Source organism: Flavobacterium sp. T12S277, assembly GCF_048514875.1.
Lineage (GTDB): Bacteria > Bacteroidota > Bacteroidia > Flavobacteriales > Flavobacteriaceae > Flavobacterium.
Genome location: NZ_JBLYEG010000002.1, coordinates 248,926 through 268,357, shown reverse-complemented (window position 1 = coordinate 268,357; position 19,432 = coordinate 248,926). Strand labels below are relative to the sequence as shown.

16 protein-coding genes are annotated in these 19,432 nt (G+C 37.3%); 12 read left to right on the top strand and 4 right to left on the bottom strand.

All coding sequences use genetic code 11. The features are described from left to right. Positions 1-8 precede the first annotated feature (8 nt). The 4 genes from ACN1CN_RS05375 (at position 9) to ACN1CN_RS05360 (ending at position 4,139) form a co-directional block, all read left to right on the top strand. Positions 9-1,196, top strand: a complete 1,188-nt coding sequence (locus ACN1CN_RS05375; RefSeq protein ID WP_419135020.1) for a lycopene cyclase family protein — start codon at positions 9-11, stop codon at positions 1,194-1,196. Positions 1,197-1,199: 3 nt separating this feature from the next. Next, on the top strand, positions 1,200-1,997 hold the full coding sequence (locus tag ACN1CN_RS05370; protein WP_419134913.1) for a tetratricopeptide repeat protein: 798 nt from the start codon (positions 1,200-1,202) through the stop codon (positions 1,995-1,997). Positions 1,998-2,094: 97 nt separating this feature from the next. Continuing rightward, a complete protein-coding gene (locus ACN1CN_RS05365; protein WP_173964459.1) occupies positions 2,095-2,505 on the top strand; it encodes a BrxA/BrxB family bacilliredoxin in 411 nt (136 codons plus the stop codon). Between the two features lie 275 nt (positions 2,506-2,780). After that, positions 2,781-4,139: a rhodanese-related sulfurtransferase gene (locus ACN1CN_RS05360; protein WP_419134912.1), complete on the top strand. Its 1,359-nt coding sequence runs from the start codon at positions 2,781-2,783 to the stop codon at positions 4,137-4,139. Between the two features lie 166 nt (positions 4,140-4,305). Here ACN1CN_RS05360 and ACN1CN_RS05355 read toward each other — a convergent pair whose 3' ends face one another. Both ACN1CN_RS05355 and ACN1CN_RS05350 read right to left on the bottom strand, forming a co-directional pair. After that, positions 4,306-5,106, bottom strand: coding sequence for a hypothetical protein (locus tag ACN1CN_RS05355; RefSeq protein WP_419134911.1), 801 nt, complete (start codon positions 5,104-5,106; stop codon positions 4,306-4,308). 21 nt (positions 5,107-5,127) lie between these two features. Then, on the bottom strand, positions 5,128-6,459 hold the full coding sequence (locus ACN1CN_RS05350) for a hypothetical protein (RefSeq protein WP_419134910.1): 1,332 nt from the start codon (positions 6,457-6,459) through the stop codon (positions 5,128-5,130). 306 nt (positions 6,460-6,765) lie between these two features. On the opposite strand from ACN1CN_RS05350, the gene ACN1CN_RS05345 reads away from it, so the two are divergent. The 8 genes from ACN1CN_RS05345 to ACN1CN_RS05310 all read left to right on the top strand — a co-directional run bounded on the left by ACN1CN_RS05345 (position 6,766) and on the right by ACN1CN_RS05310 (position 17,770). Then, the gene (locus tag ACN1CN_RS05345; protein ID WP_264525737.1) at positions 6,766-8,118 is read left to right on the top strand and encodes a PSP1 domain-containing protein; all 1,353 of its coding nucleotides are present in this window, start codon (positions 6,766-6,768) and stop codon (positions 8,116-8,118) included. Continuing rightward, complete coding sequence (locus ACN1CN_RS05340; protein WP_264525736.1) at positions 8,102-8,581, top strand: gliding motility lipoprotein GldH; 480 nt, start codon at positions 8,102-8,104, stop codon at positions 8,579-8,581. The genes ACN1CN_RS05345 and ACN1CN_RS05340 overlap by 17 nt, the downstream gene beginning before the upstream one ends. A gap of 10 nt (positions 8,582-8,591) precedes the next feature. Then, positions 8,592-10,898: a penicillin-binding protein 1A gene (locus ACN1CN_RS05335; RefSeq protein WP_264525735.1), complete on the top strand. Its 2,307-nt coding sequence runs from the start codon at positions 8,592-8,594 to the stop codon at positions 10,896-10,898. Positions 10,899-11,164: 266 nt separating this feature from the next. Then, entirely contained in the window at positions 11,165-11,863 is a 699-nt protein-coding gene (locus ACN1CN_RS05330; protein WP_264525734.1) for a CoA transferase subunit A, read from the top strand. A gap of 84 nt (positions 11,864-11,947) precedes the next feature. Continuing rightward, on the top strand, positions 11,948-12,838 hold the full coding sequence (bla, locus tag ACN1CN_RS05325; RefSeq protein ID WP_419134909.1) for a class A beta-lactamase, subclass A2: 891 nt from the start codon (positions 11,948-11,950) through the stop codon (positions 12,836-12,838). Between the two features lie 113 nt (positions 12,839-12,951). Next, on the top strand, positions 12,952-13,608 hold the full coding sequence (locus ACN1CN_RS05320; RefSeq protein ID WP_264525732.1) for a 3-oxoacid CoA-transferase subunit B: 657 nt from the start codon (positions 12,952-12,954) through the stop codon (positions 13,606-13,608). A 367-nt stretch (positions 13,609-13,975) separates the two neighbouring features. After that, positions 13,976-16,747, top strand: coding sequence for a M4 family metallopeptidase (locus ACN1CN_RS05315; protein WP_419134908.1), 2,772 nt, complete (start codon positions 13,976-13,978; stop codon positions 16,745-16,747). Positions 16,748-16,882: 135 nt separating this feature from the next. Next, positions 16,883-17,770 (top strand): SAM hydrolase/SAM-dependent halogenase family protein, encoded by an 888-nt coding sequence (locus ACN1CN_RS05310; RefSeq protein WP_419134907.1) that lies wholly within the window; start codon positions 16,883-16,885, stop codon positions 17,768-17,770. A gap of 89 nt (positions 17,771-17,859) precedes the next feature. Here the strand turns inward: ACN1CN_RS05310 and ACN1CN_RS05305 are convergent, their stop codons facing one another. Together ACN1CN_RS05305 and ACN1CN_RS05300 are read right to left on the bottom strand one after the other, a co-directional pair. Then, complete coding sequence (locus ACN1CN_RS05305; protein ID WP_264525729.1) at positions 17,860-18,390, bottom strand: DUF6646 family protein; 531 nt, start codon at positions 18,388-18,390, stop codon at positions 17,860-17,862. A gap of 50 nt (positions 18,391-18,440) precedes the next feature. Then, the gene (locus ACN1CN_RS05300; RefSeq protein ID WP_419134906.1) at positions 18,441-19,175 is read right to left on the bottom strand and encodes a metallophosphoesterase family protein; all 735 of its coding nucleotides are present in this window, start codon (positions 19,173-19,175) and stop codon (positions 18,441-18,443) included. Between the last annotated feature and the right edge of the window lie 257 nt (positions 19,176-19,432).

Here is a 19,432-nt window from a genome sequence, read left to right as displayed (position 1 = left end):
TTTTGAAAATGAATTCTTCGCAAATTAAACACTTCGACTACATTTTTACCGGAACAGGTTTAGCGGCTTTGATGACCGTTTACAAAATGACATTGTCGGGGAACTTCTCAGACAAATCAATTTTAGTATTGGATCAGGATGCGAAAAAAACAAATGACCGAACCTGGTGTTTTTGGGCCGATCATAAAACGTTATGGAATCCGATTGTTTCCAAAAAATGGGACTCTGCCTTGTTTGCCGACGGAAATTTTAAACGTGACTTAAATCTGAACCCTTATCAATACAGCCAAATTCGAGGATTAGACTTTTATAATTTTGTTTTTGACGAACTTGCAAAACATCCCAATGTTACTTTTTTAAACGAAAAAGTAACCAATATCAACGAGCTTGAAACTCATGTTTTTATTGGAACGGAAGAAAACAGGTACACCTGCAATCAGCTTTTCAATAGTATTTATACTTCATCATTTGCATTAAGTCAAACAAAGTATCCTGTTTTGCAGCAGCATTTTACAGGCTGGTTTGTGAAATCTGAAAAGGAAGTCTTCCATCCGGAACAAGCTACTTTTATGGATTTCTCGGTTGAACAAAAGCACAACACGCGTTTTATGTATGTTTTGCCGGTTTCAAAAACGGAGGCTTTGGTAGAGTATACGCTGTTTTCGGAACATTTGCTTTCTAAGGAAGAATACGAAAATGAGATTCATATTTACTTGGAGAAGTTAGGGGCTCATTCCTATCAAATTCTGGAAAAAGAGCAGGGGAGTATTCCCATGACTGCTTATCCGTTTTGGAAAAAAAATACCAAACGCGTTTTGAATATTGGAACTGCCGGGGGCTGGACGAAAGCAAGCACGGGGTTTACTTTTAGAAATTCGGATAAAAAATCAGCTGAATTAGTGGCCTTTCTTAGTTCTTCAACGTCGCTCAAAATGAGTGCATTTCATAAAAAAAGCAGATTCTGGTTTTACGATTTATTGCTTTTGGATATTCTTTATCGCCATAATGAATTGGGAAGTCGTATTTTTTCGTCCTTATTTAAAAAAGGAAATCCGTCTTTGATTTTTAAATTCTTAGACGAAGAAACCACCTTGTTTGAGGATGTTAAAGTTATTTTAAAGTGTCCCAAAATGCCGTTTATAAAAGCGTTATTTAGAGTGATTTTTCTTCCAAATAAATTCAACTTAAACCAATAACCTTTGAAAAACATTATTTTAGGATTCAGTTTCTTTTTTTCGATTATCTCTTTCGCGCAAGTATCCACAAACAAAGCACATGATGCGATTGTTGAAGAGTTTTTAACCAATTGTGCCGAAAAGTATAACTATGTTTTTCAAATGGCCGAATGGCAGGATTGCCTTGATAACGGCTTAAAAAAAGACAGTACCGTTGCCTATCTCTGGCAGCAAAAAGCAATGCCTTATTTTAAGTGCAAAAAGTATGAAGTGGGAATGCAGTATTTAGACAAGGCAGTTTTTTATAATAAAGAGCGCTGGTTGCCCTACAGAGCCTTTATCAAATGCATTTTTGCCCATACTTACAAAGAGGCGATCAAAGATTTTGAAGAATGCATCAAACTTTACGGAAACAGTTATGTCATGGATCATACCTATAGTTTTTATATAGGGCTTTGTTATTTGCAATTGAATGAATACGATAAAGCCGAAAAGCTGTTTGACGATTATGTAAATGATATTTATAAAAACAGACAACAATTAGAACATCCTACAGCGTATTTTTATCAGGGAATTGCGCGCTACGAATTGAAAAAATGGGATGAAGCAATTACTATTTTTGATAAAGCGATTAAAATTTATCCTGAATTTTCAGATGCGAAGTATTATAAAGCGATCTGCTGGCTGAAGCAAGGTAAACCCAAAGAAGAAGTTGTGGCTTTGGTGGGGATTGCCAGAGAGGATGCTGCTAAAGGTTTTTCTCTCAATGAAGACAATACGATCTATGAGACTTACCCCTACCAAAAAAAGTTTAGTAAATAACAATTGAACTATAACAAAACTTTATACCTGAATTTAAGTAGTTGCGAGTAAACTTTGTAACTTTGCAGTTCAAAAGTAAAACTTAAAAATAAAAAATATGTATCCAGAAGAAATGGTAAAACCGATGCAAGCTGAATTAACAGCTGCTGGTTTTCAAGATTTACATAGTGCTGACGCTGTAGATAATGCTATCAAAGCTGAAGGTACCACTTTAGTTGTTGTAAACTCTGTTTGCGGTTGCGCTGCAAGAAATGCACGTCCGGGAGCTAAAATGAGTTTAGAAGGAGCTAAAAAACCAGATCACTTAATTACAGTTTTCGCAGGTGTTGACAAAGAAGCGGTAGATGCTGCAAGACAACATATGTTTCCTTTTCCTCCATCATCGCCATCTATGGCTTTGTTCAAAAACGGAGAATTGGTTCACATGTTAGAGCGTCACCACATCGAAGGACGTCCAGCTGAATTGATCGCTGAGAATTTGAAAGATGCTTTTGAGGAGTTTTGTTAATTCTTTAAGGGACTAAGGTTCTGAGCCGCTGAGGTTCTAAGGGTTTTAGGCACAAAGGTTATATAAAAAAGCACTATGAAAATAGTGCTTTTTTGTTTTTATAAAACCTCAGTACCTTTGTGCCAAAAACACAAATACCATTATAAACACAGGGCTTACTCCTCACAAAAAAATGAGATGAAATGTTAATAGCATTTTTAATCTCAAAATAAATGGTACTTTTGCACAAGATTTTAAAAAATCACATATATTCTTAACTTAAAACTGTTTATAGCATGCAACTGTATAACACTTTGAGCGCAGAAGAAAGAGCCATCATGATCGATGATGCCGGTAAACAACGACTAACGTTGTCTTTCTATGCGTATGCCAAAATTGAAGATCCCAAAAAATTTCGCGACGATTTATTTATTGCCTGGAACAAGCTTGATGCTTTAGGCCGAATTTATGTTGCTAACGAAGGTATTAATGCTCAAATGAGTATTCCTGCCGAAAATTTGGAGGCTTTTAGAACAACTCTGGAGGTCTACGATTTTATGAAAGGCATACGATTGAATGAAGCTGTAGAGCATGACGATCATTCCTTTTTAAAACTAACTATTAAAGTTCGTCATAAAATTGTCGCTGATGGTTTGAATGACGAAACTTTTGATGTAACCAATATAGGTGTTCACCTGAAAGCCAAAGAGTTCAACGAGATTTTAGACGACCCGGATACTATTGTGGTCGATTTTAGAAATCACTACGAAAGTGAAGTAGGGCACTTTAAAAATGCTATTACCCCAGATGTTGAGACTTTTAGAGAGAGTTTGCCTATGATCAACGAACAGCTACAAAATCATAAAGAAGATAAAAATCTTGTCATGTATTGTACCGGAGGAATCCGATGCGAGAAAGCAAGTGCTTATTTCAAACACCAGGGTTTCAAAAACGTTTTTCAACTGGAAGGTGGTATCATCAACTACGCCAAACAAATTGAGGCCGAAGGTTTAGAAAGTAAATTCATTGGAAAAAACTTTGTGTTTGATAACCGTCTGGGTGAAAGAATAACAGAAGATATCATTTCACAATGTCACCAATGCGGAAAACCTTGTGACAATCATACCAATTGCGAAAATGATGGCTGTCATTTATTATTTATTCAGTGTGATGAATGTAAAACGGCAATGGAAAACTGCTGTTCGACAGAATGTCTGGAAGTGATTCATATGCCTTTAGTAGATCAGGTTCGTTTAAGAACCGGAAAACAAGTAGGAAACAAGGTTTTCAGAAAAGGAAAATCAGAAAATTTAAAATTCAAGCATTCGGGCGATCTGCCTAATACTGCGTTGGCTTCAGCGGAGAAACCGGCTGATATCCGTCAGAAAGTAAAAGTCAAAAAAGTACTTCTTGGAAAAGCAGAGCATTATTATGTAAAAGCTCAAGTGGGACAATTTACAATTGAAAATCAAGCGTTAAACAGTGGCGACAAAATCTTAATTTCCGGACCAACGACTGGTAATCAGGAATTGGTTTTAGAGAAACTGATTGTAAACGGAGCTGAAACTTCAACAGCTACAATTGGTGATCAGGTTACTTTTGAGGTTCCTTTCAGAATTAGATTGTCAGATAAAATATATAAGATTCTGGATTAAGTTCCGGATTGTTATAAAATAAAAACCTAACAGATTTAAAATGCTGTTAGGTTTTTTTATACCCAAAAAACAACAAACCCGACAGGTTTCAAAAACCTGTCGGGTTTAATTTATAAGACGAGAAAAAGTTTTTGTGTATGCTTATTTGTATGCTGGTAAATGAATATTACTCAATTACAAAACCTGATTCCACCTGGACATATCCCGTTTTTTTATCAGAAACTAAATAGATCACATAATTGTTGAAATATTCTGCAAGTTCATAATCATTTAATTTTTGTGTTTTGTCTTTATTGTAAAATCGGGAGGATTGGACAAAATTTTCAATGGAAAGGATTTTTTCCGGTTTCACATTATTTGATAGCTGAACTTTTCTGAAGAAAAAGGAGCCCGAAGTAGCGATGTTACCACCGTCTGCAAGATAAAAATGATCCGGACTTTGAGGATACGACTTTATATATTTGTTATCCAGTTTAAAAAAGAGCGTGTCTTTTACCTTGTTAACGATAGCGCTTTCTCCTTTTCCTATTGGATAATAAGAATTGTATTCCAGATGTCTTGGCGCGATAAATTCATCACCATGAACAAAATATATTTTGTATTTGTTGGTTAGTGAATCTTTCAGTTTCCATTTGTCTATAATCCTGTTGTATTTTCCGTCCAGATAAAATTTTCGATTCTCGATATAGTCTTTTATAGACAGTACCTTTTTCGGCTTTAAATTCTTTGTCAAATAGCCGTCTCCAACAAAATAGAGGTATCCATTTGTTTGGGTATGTTTCATCTGCTCTTTGAGTGCCTCCTGCGTTTCAGAATAGGCTCTGTTCTCCAAATTTGGAGTAATTGTCGGTGATATGCTGTAATACGGATCAACATTAAAAAATAATGTATCCTTTGCTTTTCCCTGAGCATTTATATTGCCGGCAATACATAGCAATACAAATGCAAATACCATATGTTTTTTCATACTTACCAGTTTTTTATAAGGTTAGTTTGGACAAGGTGCTGGTTTTGTTAAAAGATTGGCTCTTCTGGCCAGATTTTCTATTTCCGCTTTTTTGGCAGGCGAAAGATCGTTCCAGGCTTTCACGTCATTGTCTTTTAAACCTCCCCAGGCCATCGCTTCATAAAAAGCATCGCTAGGCTGTTCGCCATAATAATCCGTGTATTTGTTATAGTCGCTGCCAAGCATGTTTTTATGGAAATCTTTTAACGCATTTTTCATACTTTCAAGATATAGAGCAGCCATTGCACCATGTTGGTTTCCGTAGGCTTCATACGTAGTTTTGAAATTAAGAACTCCGCTGCCTCCATTTACTGAATTAAGTTTCCTGAAGATGTCGGCATGTATGTATTCATGCAAAATAGTTCTGGCCGCATCCAAAGCAGAATGTGCATTGATTCGGGAAGAATTTATTTCTATTTCGATGACATTATTTTTGGGTGGATGAGTCGCTCCATTGACTTCAGTGGTCACCCCGTCTTTTGTAACAAATACGTTGTTTTTTGAACCTATTTTAATATCAAATTCAGATTTTCCTTTGAAATTTTTTAGCAAATCCTGTACAAAGGAATCCCCTTTTTGATCTAATAAATCATTTAAACACTTTTCTTTTCCAGTAAGCTGGTTGTTGATGTTCAAAGGATTGGATGATGAACCACCGCCTCCACTTCCAAAGGAGCCACCGCCGATTGGCAATATTGGTGGATTTACAGGATTGGTGATAGGGTTGGGCCAAGGGCTTCCTCCGGGTCCGGTTACGACTACCTCGTTTAATTTGATAGCACCTTCGTCTCCACTTCCGTGGCAGTTATTACAGATTCCGGCTCCACTACTTTTTGAAAAAAGACTATTACCATTTGCGATGCCTAGTTTGTAGTTATCGTTTCTTGTTTCCATGGTCTTTAAGTTAGTAATTCTTAATTCACCAGTGAAAGATTCGAGTATTTTGTGTGTTGCTATTTTTTGCAGGACCTCTATTTCTTGTGAATCTTTAAAATTAAAGCTCCATAATTTTCCTGTAATATTATAATCATTGATTTCAAGCACAATTTTTTGCAAAAGAAAATGATCGGTAGAGCGTACCGGAATTATAGCAACATAAGAATTTTCGGCACTTTGTTGATACAGGGTTGCGGAATTCCATTTTACATCGGTATCGTTTACGACCTGTTTTTGATGCAACCATTCTTTTGAGCGGGTCAGTACTAGTGATTCTTGTTTTTCAATAGCTGAATATTCGTCATTCTGAGAACAACCGGATAGTAAAATGCCAAAAATGACAATTGCAAAGAGTTTAAAAACGTAATTTTTTATCATATTATTTTTATTAAAACTAAATAAATTTTGCGCAAAAATATTCGGAATATATTTTATAAGAAAAAAAATATAATTTGATAAATAAAAAAGAAAATTGTAAAGGAAAGCCGTACAAAGTAAGTTGCGAATTGAATAATAATTAAAAAATGCTGTCAAAAAATGCGTTTTTAATTAAAAAAGAGACTTTTACGTATTTAACACCCCTTTAGTTTTAATCGTTAAAAAGCAAACTAAAAAAAATACTATCTTTACCGATCAAACGTTTATGAACTTAAGTCGCTTTTTTGCGACACTACATATATAATTATGGCATGTACAAGTTGTTCAACCTCAGATGGTGGTGCACCAAAAGGTTGTAAAAATAATGGGACTTGCGGCACCGATAGCTGCAATAAATTGACGGTTTTTGACTGGCTCGCGAATATGAGTCCGTCTAATGGAGAGGCGATTTTTGATTGTGTTGAGGTTCGTTTTAAAAACGGACGTAAAGAATTCTTTAGAAATTCAGAAAAATTAACGTTAAGTATTGGTGATATTGTAGCAACTGTTGCTTCACCGGGACATGATATTGGAATTGTGACTTTGACAGGCGAATTGGTAAAAATTCAAATGAAGAAAAAAGGCGTAAATCCTGAAAGTAACGAAGTTCCTAAAATTTACAGAAAAGCTTCTCAAAAAGATATTGATATCTGGTCTGTAGCGCGTGACCGCGAAGAACCAATGAAAGTTCGTGCCCGTGAATTGGCGATTCAGCATAAGCTGGAAATGAAAATTTCGGATATTGAATTTCAGGGAGACGGATCAAAAGCTACATTTTACTACACAGCAAATGACAGAGTCGATTTCAGGCTTCTGATTAAAGATTTTGCCAAAGAATTTAGTACCAGAGTAGAGATGAAACAAGTAGGTTTCCGTCAGGAAGCAGCTCGTTTGGGAGGAATTGGTTCTTGCGGACGTGAACTTTGCTGTTCGACCTGGCTGACCGATTTTAGAAGTGTCAACACATCGGCAGCGCGTTACCAGCAGCTTTCGCTGAATCCTCAGAAACTGGCAGGACAATGCGGAAAATTAAAGTGTTGTTTGAACTATGAGTTAGACACTTATATGGATGCGCTGAAAGATTTCCCGGATTATGACACTAAATTAGTGACCGAAAAAGGGGATGCCATTTGTCAGAAACAAGATATTTTTAAAGGATTAATGTGGTTTGCTTACACCAATAATTTTGCCAACTGGCATGTTTTAAAAATCGATCAGGTCAAAGAAATTATTGCCGAAAACAAACAAAAAAACAAAGTGTCTTCATTAGAAGATTTTGCAATTGAAGTGACTTCAGAACCTGAAAAAGACTTTAATAATGCAATGGGGCAGGAAAGTTTAACCCGTTTCGATCAGCCAAAAAGAAAGAAAAAGCCAAGTCGTAAACGCAAACCAAATGCTGAAAATGCAGTTGTGGCCACTCCAAACAAGCCACAACAGGCCAATAACAATACCAATAAACCGGCTGTTGGGAATCAGAATAAATCGAATAAACCCCACAACAAGCAAAATCAATCGAACAAACCCAATAATTCGAATGATAAAAAACCAGCTGAGCCTAAAAAACCATCTGAGCCTAGAAAACCTATAATTATTACTAAAAATGAGAATAAAAAATAGCGGGATTCTTCTTTTGGCAGCAATACTTCTTTTTTCCTGCGATAAAAAAAGAGTATTCGATGAATACAAATCTGTTGGAAGTGCATGGCACAAAGACAGTATTGTAACCTTCGATTTGCCGGTTTTAGATTCTACCAAAAAATACAATTTATTTGTAAATCTGAGAGACAATAACAACTATCCGTTCAATAATTTGTTTCTGATTGTGGCTATCGAAACACCAAGCGGTTTCACCAAAGTAGATACTTTAGAGTACCAAATGGCAAATCCCGACGGTACCTTGTTAGGAAACGGTTTTACTGACATTAAAGAAAGTAAATTGTTTTACAAAGAAGACGTAAAGTTTAAAGGAAAATACAAAGTACATATCAAACAAGCCGTCAGAGAATCAGGCAAAATTCCTGGAGTTCAGGCTTTAGAAGGTATTACAGATGTTGGTTTTAGAATAGAACAAAAAGATTAGAAAAATAGTTATGGCTGCTAAGAAAAACAATCAATCCACTAGCGTTAAAGATATTAATTACTACAAAAAGAAGTTCTGGAGAATTTTTGCCTATAGTTTATTAGGAGTTCTTGCCTTCTTTTTATTTGCCTCATGGGGCTTATTTGGTTCAATGCCTTCTTTTGAGGATCTGGAGAATCCGGATTCCAATTTAGCCACTGAAATCATTTCGTCTGACGGAGTGGTCATTGGTAAATATTTCAAAACCAACAGGTCTCAGTTGAAGTATTCCGATTTGCCAAAAAGTTTGGTAGAAGCTTTGGTGGCCACCGAAGATGCCCGTTTTTATGAGCATTCCGGAATTGACGGACGCGGAACTTTAAGAGCCGTTTTTAGTTTAGGAACCAATGGTGGAGCCAGTACCTTAACACAACAATTAGCCAAGCAATTATTTCACGGAGAAGGATCTAAATTTCTTCCTTTTAGAATTGTACAAAAAATAAAAGAGTGGATTATCGCTATTCGTCTGGAACGACAATATACCAAGAATGAAATTTTGGCCATGTATTGTAATGTGTATGACTTTGGAAACTATTCTGTTGGAGTAAGTTCGGCAGCACAAACCTACTTCTCTAAAGATCCTAAAGATTTAACGATGGACGAATCGGCTATTTTAGTTGGAATGTTCAAAAACTCAGGATTATACAATCCTGTTCGTAATCCGGAAGGGGTAAAAAACCGTCGTAACGTAGTGCTTTCTCAAATGGAAAAAGCAAAAATGATTACTACTGCAGAAAAGTTACGATTACAGGCACTTCCAATTGCTTTAAAATTCAAATTGGAAAGTCACCGTGAAGGAACTGCTACTTATTTCAGAGAGTACCTGCGTGATTACATGAAAAAATGGGTGGCAGAGAATAAAAAACCAGACGGTTCAGATTATGATATCTACAAAGATGGTTTGAAAATTTACACGACCATCGATTCAAGAATGCAGCTACACGCTGAGGAAGCCGTTTCCGAGCACATGAAAAACCTGCAACAGCAATTTTTTATTGAAATGAAAACCAATAAAAATGCGCCGTTTGTAAACATTACACAAGCTGAAACTGACCGTATCATGATGCAGGCGATGAAAAATTCAACACGCTGGGCGCTCATGAAAGAAATGGATAAAAGCGATGAAGATATCATTGCTTCCTTCAAAGTAAAAACAAAAATGCGTGTGTTTACCTGGAAAGGAGAACGCGATACCGTGATGACACCACTTGACTCGATTCGTTATTTCAAACACTTCCTGCAATCTGGTTTAATGGCCATGGAACCTCAAACCGGAAACATTAAAGCATGGGTGGGTGGAATTAATTACAAATATTTCCAGTACGATCACGTTGGACAGGGAGCAAGACAGGTAGGATCTACCTTTAAACCGTTTGTGTATGCAACGGCTATTGAGCAGCTCAACATGTCTCCTTGTGATTCAATCCTTGACGGACCTTTTATGATTCACAAAGGACGTCATAATGTTACTGCCGATTGGGAACCAAGAAACTCTGATAACAGATACCGCGGAATGGTAACCCTGAAACAAGGTCTTGCCAATTCGATCAATACCGTATCGGCTAAATTAATTGACCGAACAGGTCCAGAAGCTGTAGTAGAATTAACCCATAAGTTAGGGGTTAAAACCGAAATCCCAGCTCAGCCGTCTATCGCACTTGGTGCTGTAGACATTACAGTAGAAGATATGGTTGCTGCGTATAGCACATTTGCCAATCAGGGTGTATATGTAAAACCGCAATTTTTAAGCCGTATTGAAAACAAAAGCGGAGAGGTGATCTATGAGCCAATTCCGGAATCACACGACGTTTTAAATAAAGATATCGCTTTTGCAGTAATCAAATTGTTAGAAGGAGTTACCGAAACCGGTTCAGGTGCACGTTTACGTACGCAGGGCGGTGGAAGCGGTGATAACCGTTGGACAGGATATCCGTACATGTTCAAAAACCCAATTGCTGGTAAAACAGGAACAACGCAAAACCAATCAGATGGTTGGTTTATGGGAATGGTACCAAACCTTGTAACCGGAGTTTGGGTAGGTTGTGAAGACCGTTCGGCACGTTTCAAAAGCTTGACTTACGGACAAGGGGCAACAGCAGCATTACCAATCTGGGGGTATTTTATGAAATTATGCTACGCTGATGAAGGACTACAGATTTCAAAATCGGAGTTTGAACGCCCGGCCAATCTCTCTATAAAAGTAGATTGTTATACGCGACCGGCAGTTGTAAAAGATACTACACAAACAGAACAAAATACAGACGAATTCGAATTGTAACTTTAGTTCTTTTTAAAATCATAAATCCTTTTGTACGCTTCTAAATCCGGAAGAATACAAAAGGATTTTTTTTGTTCATAGATTAAAGTTGGTTTCAAAGACAGCTGTTATACCAGAGAGTAACAGTAGAGTGCTAAACTTTTATGCGAAACGACAACTGGTTTTTGGCGGGTAAAATCAATCATTTTATTTTTTACGAAATCGTTATAATTTAATCTAAAAATCTTATTTTTATCAAAAATATACAGTAATAAAGACAGTTTGTTATGATTACAAAAAAAGTAAATAACGTTCAGGACGCTATCAAAGGAATTGAAAGCGGAATGACGATCATGTTTGGCGGTTTCGGTTTATGCGGGATTCCTGAAAATACAATTGCAGCCCTGGTAAATACTTCAATTTCAGATTTAACCTGTATTTCGAATAATGCGGGTGTTGATGATTTTGGTTTGGGATTGCTTTTGCAAAAAAAACAAGTTAAAAAGATGATCTCTTCTTATGTGGGAGAAAACGCTGAATTTGAGCGTCAGATGCTTTCCGGTGAACTGGAAGTTGAATTGACCCCACAAGGAACTTTAGCCGAACGCTGTCGTGCCGCACAGGCCGGAATCCCGGCTTTCTTTACACCGGCAGGTTACGGAACTGAAGTTGCCGAAGGAAAAGAGGTTCGTGAATTCAATGGAAAAATGCACATCATGGAGCAGGCTTTTAAAGCAGAATTTGCCATTGTAAAAGCCTGGAAAGGTGACGAAGCCGGAAATTTGATTTTTAAAGGAACAGCCAGAAATTTCAATGCCTGTATGGCAGGAGCTGGTAAAATAACCATTGCCGAAGTCGAAGAATTAGTTCCGGTTGGAACATTAGATCCAAACCAGATCCACATTCCGGGAATTATGGTACAGCGCATCTTTCAGGGAGAAAAATTTGAGAAGAGAATCGAGCAACGTACTGTTAGAAATAGATAATTAGAAAATGAGGCAATTAGATAATTAATTTGGACTACGCGTAGTTTGACATTATCTAATTTTCACATTGACACATTAAAAAAAATGACCAAAGCTTTTTGTACCCTCCTGTTCTCTTTCTTGTCGTTTCAGGCTTTTGCCCAGACGACAACTGAGCTGCGTGAGAAATTACGCCAGATTGTTGCAGATAAGAATGCCACAGTAGGAATTGCGATCAAAAGCATTGAAGATAAAGACACTTTGAGTATTAATGGAAACCTAAAAGTTCCTATGATGAGTGTGTTTAAATTTCATATTGCTTTGGCTGTTTTAAACAAAGTGGATGAAGGGAAGCTGTCATTAACACAGGAAATTTTCATTAAAAAAGAAGATTTGCACCCGGATACCTGGAGTCCGATGAGGGAAGATTTTCCCGATGGAAACAGGAGTTTGACGCTGGATAAATTGTTGCGCTATACGGTTTCGCATAGTGATAACAATGGTTGTGACATTCTGATTGATGTATTGGGCGGTACAAAGGCAGTACAAAAATTCATAAACAAACAGGGGATTAAGGACTTCGTTATTAAAGTTAACGAGGAACAAATGAAAAGCTGGAAGAATCTTTATGTGAATACCACAACGCCATGGGCGACAACGGTATTGCTTGAAAAATTCTTTAAGGGTGAAGTGCTAAAAGAAGCCACAACAAAGTATTTGTATCAAATCATGGTCGAAACTTCCAGAGGGCTTACCTGGATGAAAGCAGGATTACCTGAAAATACAGAGTTGGCACACAGAACCGGAATGTCGGGAACCAACGAGGCTAATTTACGGGTTGCCATGAACGATGTGGGGATCGTTAAACTCCCAAATGGAAAACATTTTGTTCTTTCCGTTTATTTAACGAACATTACAGAATCTCAGGAAAATACCGAAAAAATTATTGCTGATATTGCAAAAGCAACCTGGGATTATTTTATAAATAAAAAATAGATAATTGAGATAATGAGACAATTAGACAATTAGATAATTGAATAACGATCTAGTAATTATCTCATTATCTAATTGTCTAATTGACTAATTGAGTAATTGACACATTCAAAAATATGTTAACAAAAGAAGATATTGCAAGACGTATTGCAAAAGAAGTAAAAGACCGATATTTTGTGAACCTTGGGATTGGTATTCCAACTCTTGTAGCAAATTATGTCAGAGAGGATATTGCAGTGGAATTTCAAAGTGAAAACGGTGTTCTAGGAATGGGACCTTTCCCTTTTGCCGGAGAGGAAGATGCAGATATCATCAATGCCGGAAAGCAAACCATTACAACACTTCCGGGGGCCAGTTTCTTTGATTCGGCTTTTAGTTTTGGAATGATCCGAAGCCAGAAAGTAGATTTGACTATTTTGGGGGCTATGGAGGTTTCTGAAAATGGAGATATCGCGAATTGGAAAATTCCGGGTAAAATGGTGAAAGGAATGGGTGGTGCAATGGATCTGGTAGCTTCTGCCGAAAACATCATCGTTGCCATGATGCACGTGAACAAAGCAGGGGAATCGAAAATCCTGAAAAAATGTAGTTTACCTTTAACAGGCGTAGGCTGCGTTAAAAAAGTAGTAACCGAGCTTGCTGTTCTGGAAGTAACTAAAAATGGTTTTAAGCTCTTAGAAAGAGCGCCAGGTATTTCTGTCGAACATATCATTGCCTCAACCGAAGCTGATTTGATTATTGAAGGAGAAATTCCGGAGATGGATATAAGATAATTCTGTAATTGTGATAAAATCGCATGAAGGCTAGCTTTTAAAAGGGCTGGCCTTTTTTTGTAGGAAAAAATTAAGAAGGAAGGAGGAGGTTGGTTTTTTACGGAAACCCTTATATTTCCTGACTTTTTGTGTTTAATGCACTAATAATCAATAGAATAATTATTTTTTGGGCCTATTTTTTGTGAAATAATCACAGTTTGTTAAATAAAAGTGAATTTAAGGTAAAAAGTGTTGCATTTTGTCGATTAAAGGCAAATTTCATCGATTATCTAACCTAAATAAAATACTTTTATCTTGTAAATAAAGTATTTACTTACGTTTAGTATTTTATTTGTAATTATTTAACCAAACTAAATACCACATTATTATGAACCAAAAATTACCAGGAATTATGGCAACGGTCGTTGTTATTCTTACATTTTCAGTATCGGGATTTGCCCAAAACACAGACAAACGGGTAAGTCAGAAAAATGTATCTGAAAATGGGCAACCAAGCTTAATCACGTTTAGTGATAAATCGACTTACAGAGGAACAGATTACAATACTGTTTTTAGAGAACAACTAGGGCTAAAAGACAACCAGTCTTTTGCGAAAGTTAGGATAGACTCTGATAAAGAAGGTTTTACACACGAAAAGTTTCAATTGTACGAGCAAGGTGTTAAAGTAGAATTTGCCAACTACACTCTACATTCAAAAGACGGAAAATTAGTTTCGATGAACGGAGAATTTTATGCTCTTGAAAATGTAAAAACAACCCCAAAATTATCCAGTAAAGCTGCTTTTGACAGAGCGGTCGCTTACACAGGAGCAAAACAGTATCTATGGGAAACCCCGGCAGACGCTGCTGCAATGAACTATGAAAAGCCAAAAGGCGAATTGGTTTTATTGCCGGCAATGGAAGACCAGGGCCAAAACCGAAAATCAGATAAAGTGAGATTGGCTTATAAATTTGATATTTATGCCACCAATCCGGTAAGCCGTGGTGATCTTTACATCGATGCCGAAACCGGAAAAGTCTTGTTTTACAATGCTACCATCAAACACCTTGGCGAGTACAGCCATGGGAGTAAAGTAAAAGCGGCTAAAGCAAAAGCAATCAGTCAAAATGATGCTAATGCCAAAAAAGCTTTTGTTGCCGCAAATGCAGCGACACGTTATAGCGGAACGCAGGTGATACAAACCACTTTAAGCGGCGCATCTTATATCCTTGCAGATGCAACAAGAGGTTTAGGAATAAACACCTACAACATGAAAAAAGGAACCAGTTATACCGCTGCTGTAAATTTTACAGATGCCGATAACAACTGGACAGCTGCCGAGTTTAACAATACCAATAAAGACAATGGTGCACTGGATGCACATTGGGGAGCTGAAAAAACATATGACTACTGGTCGACTGTACACGGCAGAAACAGCTATGACAATGCGGGAGCAATCATAAAAAGTTACGTGCATTACAGCAATGCTTACGACAACGCTTACTGGAACGGTAGTGTAATGACTTACGGAGACGGTAGCGGAACTTATTTTGATATCTTAACAGCTATCGATGTTGCGGGACACGAAATCGGACATGCGGTTTGTACGTATACGGCAAACTTGGCTTATCAAAAAGAATCCGGAGCTATGAATGAAGCGTTTTCAGATATTTGGGGGGCTTGTATTGAGAATGCGGCTGCACCAACAAAATCGATCTGGTTAATTGGAGAAGATATCGAAAGAAGATCAGGGCACCTTGCTTTACGTTCAATGAGCGATCCAAACTCTGAAGGTCAGCCGGATACTTATGGCGGAACCTATTGGATCAACCCAAATTGTACACCAACAAGCAGTAATGATTATTGCGGTGTTCACACCAATTCAGGGGTATTAAATCACTGGTTTTACATTTTGTCTGTTGGTAAAACAGGGACAAACGATATCGGAAACGCCTATAACGTAACAGGAATTACAATCGATAAAGCAGCAAAAATTGCATACCGTTTAGAAAGTGTGTATTTGACTGCCAACTCGACTTACGCCAATGCAAGAACTTCAGGAATACAATCGGCTATTGATTTGTATGGTGCTGGTTCGGCTGAAGTTATCGCTACAACCAATGCATTTTATGCAGTAGGTATTGGTGCTGCTTATTCAGGTTCTACAGATACCGTTGCACCAACAGCTCCAACAAGTCTTGCGGCTTCTGGTACTACAGGTACAACAACTAATTTGACATGGACTGCTTCAACAGATAATGTTGCTGTTACAGGATATGATATCTACCAGGGAACAACTCTAAAAGGTTCTTCTACTACAACAAGTTATACTGTAACAGGTTTAGCGCCACTTACAGCTTATAGTTTTAGTGTGAAAGCCAAAGATGCGGCAGGAAATGTTTCGGCGGCAAGTAATGTCGTAAATGTTACCACTACTGCAGCAACGGTATCGTATTGTGCTTCTCAGGGAAGTAGCACTGTAGACGAGAGAATTGGTAAAGTGGTATTCGGGACAATCAATAACACTTCAACCGGAACGGCAGGTTATGAAAACTATACCGCTATTTCTACAAATGCAACAAGAGGAACAGCTTATACGATAACGATCACTCCGGTTTGGACTTCTACTGTTTACAGCGAAGCTTATGCTGTGTTTATTGATTACAATCAGGATGGTGATTTTACAGATGCAGGTGAAACAGCCTGGACCAAAGCAACTTCTACAGCAGCTACAGCTACAGGAACAATTACAATCCCGGCTACGGCAACACTAGGAACCACAAGACTGAGAGTTTCGATGAAATACAACGGTATACCAACTTCTTGTGAGACATTCTCTTATGGGCAGGTAGAAGATTATTCGATTAATATCACTGCTTCCGGAGCTATTGTAAATCAGGAAATTGCTGCCGGATTATTGGAAACTAACGAAACGTCAAGATTCGCATTGTATCCAAACCCGGTTGTTGATGAGTTAAATATTTCATTAACAGACAATACAGGATATACGTTTAGAATTACAAATGCATTGGGTCAGCAAGTTAGCACCGGAGCGCTTTCCGGGAATCCAATTGATGTAAGAGCTTTAAAAACGGGACTTTACATTATCGAATTAAACAATGGAAATAAACGAATTGTTAAGAAATTCGCTAAGAAATAAAAATTGTAATTTTAAGATCAAAAGCCCCGTAATTTGCGGGGCTTTTTTTATGAATGGTCTAAGAACAACTTTCGATGGTTGTGCTTCAACCGGTTTTCGTAAGTTTGTGTATCTAATAATCTTAAAAAGTTAGAGATGAAATTACGGGTAGTACTTCTTTTGTGTGTGATTGCTTTTAAGAGTTTTTCACAGAATAATGTATTGGTTTTTCAATCCGATTTTGGATTGAAGGACGGAGCCGTGTCAGCCATGAAAGGTGTGGCAATGGGAGTTTCGACAGATTTGAAGATATTTGATCTGACTCATGAAATCCCGGCATATAATATTTGGGAGGCTGCTTATCGTCTGTCGCAAACCGCACAATATTATCCGGCAGGAACGGTATTCCTATCCGTTTGCGATCCGGGAGTAGGAACGGCGAGACAATCTGTGGTTTTGTTGACAAAATCCGGACATTACTTTGTGACTCCTGATAACGGAACGCTGACTTTAATTGCGGAACAATTAGGGATTCAAGAAATTCGTGAAATCGATGAAGTCAAAAACCGTCGCCAGAATTCAAATGAATCTTATACGTTTCATGGGCGTGATGTATATGCTTTTACGGGAGCACGCTTGGCTTCGAAAACCATTACATTTGAAGAAGTAGGGCCTAAACTGCCCAATGAGGTTGTCAAAATCGATTACCAGAAACCGGTTTTTGAAAAAGGAGTTATTAAAGGTGGTATTCCTGTTCTGGATGTTCAATATGGAAATGTATGGACGAATATCGACAAAAAAACGGTTTCGAATTTAGATTTGAAAGCGGGAGATCTGGTGAAGGTTCAGGTTTTTAAGGGCACTAAAAAAGTATACGAAGGAAAACTTAAACTAGTAAATACATTTGGGGAAGCAGCAATTGGTACAGAGGTTTGTTATTTTAATAGTCTTTTAAACTTCTCGCTGGCGGTCAATCAGGGGAATTTCTCAGAAAAGCATAAGGTGTATAGCGGAGCCCACTGGAGCATTTTAGTAAGCAAATAGATTCCAAATGAAAAAACCGCCTGATTGGCGGTTTTTAATTTTATAAATCTTGCTTTCTGCAAAATTTGGAATTCGCTAGGTTCGGGGGCTTATTGCAAGTTGAATGAAGCTCCTAAACTAAAAGTTACCTGATTGTTTAAATGATCAAATACGTCATTGTTGTTACCGTATTTTGCAATTGGGAATCCAATTTCTGTGAAAACACCAAATCCATCCGTAAAGAAATAACGACCACCAACATGACCACCAAAGTTATGAAGTCCTAAACTTAAACCCGGGTAAATATCCAATTGGTCAACACCGATCACACTGCTCAAATTAGCATTAATTCTGGCTTTAGCATCAAAACGATCTTTAAACTCCGGTTTTACATCGGTATAGGGAGTTGGATTGTTGTGATAGAAACCAGTAAAGTTGTCTACTCCTAATAAATAATTTGCTACAAAGCCAAAAGAGAAGTTTTCTCCAAGACCAAAATCTACTGAACCCTGAATTCCGGAACCACCATCTTGTAAGTTAGCACCAACATTTACTCTAATATCTCCTTTTCCTTTAAAAGCCTGTTGTGCTTGCGTGAATCCAAATGATACTAAAAACAAAAGTGTAATTACCTTTTTCATAAATATAAATTTTAATTATTTTTTAAAGTGCAAAAATAGCTTTTTAGGGATTAATTCCTACCCTTTTCAGAAGAATACAATTCGTTTAACGGTTCGCTTTGCCAGAACTCTTTGGTATCAACATCCAAAATAGTCAGTGGACCTTTAAAAGCAGCACCGGTATCGACGTTCCAGACATTCGCTTTTTGAATCGGTACGGTCTCTCCAATTCGGGTAACGGGAGTATGCCCGATATAGATTTCCTTATACAACGTAAAACGTTTAGGATAAAGTGCGTGATCACTTTTTAAATTGGGGTCTAAGGACAGCGCCATTTCCCAAAGTGTTCTGTCCCAATAGAATAATTTTGGAAAAAATTCATATTTGACTCCATTCAAATTGGTAAAACCTGCATGAACAAATAATCGGTTTTGATCGTCAAGGTAATAATCTTCCAGCGATTCGAGAAAAGCAATATGAAGCTGTTTCTTTTCCGGGCTCAATTTTTCGTAGGCCAGAACAGTTGCTTCTCCACCGTGTTTGAACCATAAGGTTTCGTCAACATCTTCTGATTTGTTTTTAAACCAGGACAAAAGCAGTTCATCATGATTCCCTCTAATGCAAATACAGTTTTGCTTGCTCTTTAAGTCCATTAAATATTCAATTACCTGAGGAGACTGGCTCCATCCGTCAACATAATCGCCTAAAAAAATAAGAGTATCTTGTGTGGTAACTTTGGCTCTTTTTATCACTTGTTCAAGTGCGAGTAAACCGCCGTGTATGTCGCCTATAACAAATGTTCGCATTTTAATTCTTTAATGTAGAATTACAAAAATAAAGAAAATGATTCGTTTGAGACTATTAACTTGAGAATCTTTATGAATGGCTAAGATTTGAATTGTTAGGTGTAAAATGTGAGATGTAAAATGTGGAATGTAAAATGTGGAATTTGGAATTTGGGATTTGGAATTTAGAATTTGGAATTTAGAATGAATTTTAAGGGATGATAGGAGCGGATATTTTTATGATTATTTCGGTACATTTTGTGTCTTTCCTCTTTAAA

Bases quoted from the DNA above. Each gene is read 5' to 3' on its own strand.
- ACN1CN_RS05375 (WP_419135020.1), top strand. From the start codon at position 9: ATGAATTCTTCGCAAATTAAACACTTCGACTACATTTTTACCGGAACA.
- ACN1CN_RS05365 (WP_173964459.1), top strand. From the start codon at position 2,095: ATGTATCCAGAAGAAATGGTAAAACCGATGCAAGCTGAATTAACAGCT.
- ACN1CN_RS05360 (WP_419134912.1), top strand. From the start codon at position 2,781: ATGCAACTGTATAACACTTTGAGCGCAGAAGAAAGAGCCATCATGATC.
- ACN1CN_RS05355 (WP_419134911.1), bottom strand. From the start codon at position 5,106: ATGAAAAAACATATGGTATTTGCATTTGTATTGCTATGTATTGCCGGC.
- ACN1CN_RS05350 (WP_419134910.1), bottom strand. From the start codon at position 6,459: ATGATAAAAAATTACGTTTTTAAACTCTTTGCAATTGTCATTTTTGGC.
- ACN1CN_RS05345 (WP_264525737.1), top strand. From the start codon at position 6,766: ATGGCATGTACAAGTTGTTCAACCTCAGATGGTGGTGCACCAAAAGGT.
- ACN1CN_RS05340 (WP_264525736.1), top strand. From the start codon at position 8,102: ATGAGAATAAAAAATAGCGGGATTCTTCTTTTGGCAGCAATACTTCTT.
- ACN1CN_RS05335 (WP_264525735.1), top strand. From the start codon at position 8,592: ATGGCTGCTAAGAAAAACAATCAATCCACTAGCGTTAAAGATATTAAT.
- ACN1CN_RS05330 (WP_264525734.1), top strand. From the start codon at position 11,165: ATGATTACAAAAAAAGTAAATAACGTTCAGGACGCTATCAAAGGAATT.
- bla (WP_419134909.1), top strand. From the start codon at position 11,948: ATGACCAAAGCTTTTTGTACCCTCCTGTTCTCTTTCTTGTCGTTTCAG.
- ACN1CN_RS05320 (WP_264525732.1), top strand. From the start codon at position 12,952: ATGTTAACAAAAGAAGATATTGCAAGACGTATTGCAAAAGAAGTAAAA.
- ACN1CN_RS05315 (WP_419134908.1), top strand. From the start codon at position 13,976: ATGAACCAAAAATTACCAGGAATTATGGCAACGGTCGTTGTTATTCTT.
- ACN1CN_RS05310 (WP_419134907.1), top strand. From the start codon at position 16,883: ATGAAATTACGGGTAGTACTTCTTTTGTGTGTGATTGCTTTTAAGAGT.
- ACN1CN_RS05305 (WP_264525729.1), bottom strand. From the start codon at position 18,390: ATGAAAAAGGTAATTACACTTTTGTTTTTAGTATCATTTGGATTCACG.
- ACN1CN_RS05300 (WP_419134906.1), bottom strand. From the start codon at position 19,175: ATGCGAACATTTGTTATAGGCGACATACACGGCGGTTTACTCGCACTT.